Source organism: Streptomyces sp. NPDC055955, assembly GCF_042270245.1.
GTDB lineage: Bacteria > Actinomycetota > Actinomycetes > Streptomycetales > Streptomycetaceae > Streptomyces.
Window position 1 is genome coordinate 1 of the sequence record NZ_JBHJYS010000056.1, and the last position, 1,676, is coordinate 1,676.

2 protein-coding genes are annotated in these 1,676 nt (G+C 68.0%); both read right to left on the minus strand.

Translation table 11 applies throughout. The features are described from left to right. Positions 1-59: acyl-CoA carboxylase subunit epsilon (locus tag ACFC96_RS46045; protein ID WP_376618714.1), on the minus strand; the 59-nt coding region annotated here is incomplete at its 3' end. Between the two features lie 45 nt (positions 60-104). Continuing rightward, on the minus strand, positions 105-1,676 hold a 1,572-nt coding region (locus ACFC96_RS46050; RefSeq protein WP_376618712.1), incomplete at its 5' end, for an acyl-CoA carboxylase subunit beta.

Sequence of the window (1,676 nt, forward strand, 5' to 3'; positions counted from 1 at the left end):
GCCAGTGCGGCGGCCAGCTCCTCGGGGGTCGGGTTGCCCCGTACGACCTTGATCATCATTGGTCGGGTCCTTTCGGGCGGCTTGTCGGCGGCTGGGTCCGGGGGCTAGAGCGGGATGTTGCCGTGCTTCTTGGGCGGGAGGTTTTCGCGCTTGGTGCGGAGCTGGCGCAGGCCCCGGACGATGTGGGCGCGGGTGTCGGAGGGCATGATCACGGCGTCGATGTAGCCGCGTTCGGCCGCGGTGTAGGGGTTGAGGAGGGTGTCCTCGTATTCCTGGATGAGGCGGGTGCGGGTGGCTTCCTGCTCGGTCGCGGCGGCGGCGGCGATGGTGCGGCGGTGCAGGATGTTGACGGCTCCCTGGGCGCCCATGACGGCGATCTGGGAGGTGGGCCAGGCCAGGTTGAGGTCGGCGCCCAGGTGCTTGGAGCCCATCACGTCGTAGGCGCCGCCGAACGCCTTGCGGGTGATGACCGTGATCAGCGGGACGGTGGCCTCGGCGTAGGCGTAGATGAGTTTGGCGCCGCGGCGGATGATGCCGGTGTGTTCCTGGTCGACGCCGGGCAGGAAGCCGGGGACGTCGACGAAGGTGAGGACGGGGACGTTGAAGGCGTCGCAGGTCCGCACGAAGCGGGCGGCCTTCTCGGAGGCGTCGATGTCGAGGCAGCCGGCGAACTGCAGGGGCTGGTTGGCGACGATGCCGACCGGGCGGCCCTCGACGCGGCCGAAGCCGGTGAGGATGTTCGGGGCGAACAGCGCCTGGGTCTCGAAGAACTCGGCGTCGTCCAGGACGTGCTCGATCACGGTGTGCATGTCGTAGGGCTGGTTCGCGCTGTCCGGGACGAGGGTGTCGAGCTCGTCGTCCTGCGCGGTGCGGGCCAGGTCCGCTTCCTCGGGGAACGCCGGCGGCTCGGACAGGTTGTTCGAGGGGAGGTAGGACAGGAGGGTCTTGACGTACTCGATGGCGTCTTTTTCGTCGCCGGCCATGTGGTGGGCGACGCCGGAGCTGGTGTTGTGGGTGCGGGCGCCGCCGAGTTCTTCGAAGCCGACGTCTTCGCCGGTGACGGTCTTGATGACGTCGGGGCCGGTGATGAACATGTGGGAGGTCTGGTCGACCATGATCGTGAAGTCGGTGATGGCGGGGGAGTAGACGGCGCCGCCCGCGCAGGGGCCGACCACGAGGCTGATCTGGGGGATGACGCCGGAGGCGTGGGTGTTGCGGCGGAAGATCTCGCCGTACATGCCCAGGGCCATGACGCCTTCCTGGATGCGGGCGCCGCCGGAGTCGTTGATGCCGATGACGGGGCAGCCCGTTTTGAGGGCGAAGTCCATGACCTTGATGATTTTCTGGCCGTAGACCTCGCCGAGTGCTCCGCCGAAGACGGTGAAGTCCTGGGAGAAGACGGCTACCGGGCGTCCTTCGACGGTGCCGTAGCCGGTGACCACTCCGTCGCCGTAGGGCTTGTTCTCGTCCAGGCCGAACGCGGTGGAGCGGTGGCGGGCGAATTCGTCGAGTTCCACGAACGAGCTGTCGTCCAGGAGCAGTTCGATGCGCTCACGGGCCGTCAGTTTGCCCTTCGCGTGCTGCTTCTCCACCGCGCGTGCGGAGCCGGCGTGCGTGGCCTCTTCGATCCGGCGCTGCAGATCCGCGAGCTTTCCCGCGGTCGTGTGGATGTCGAT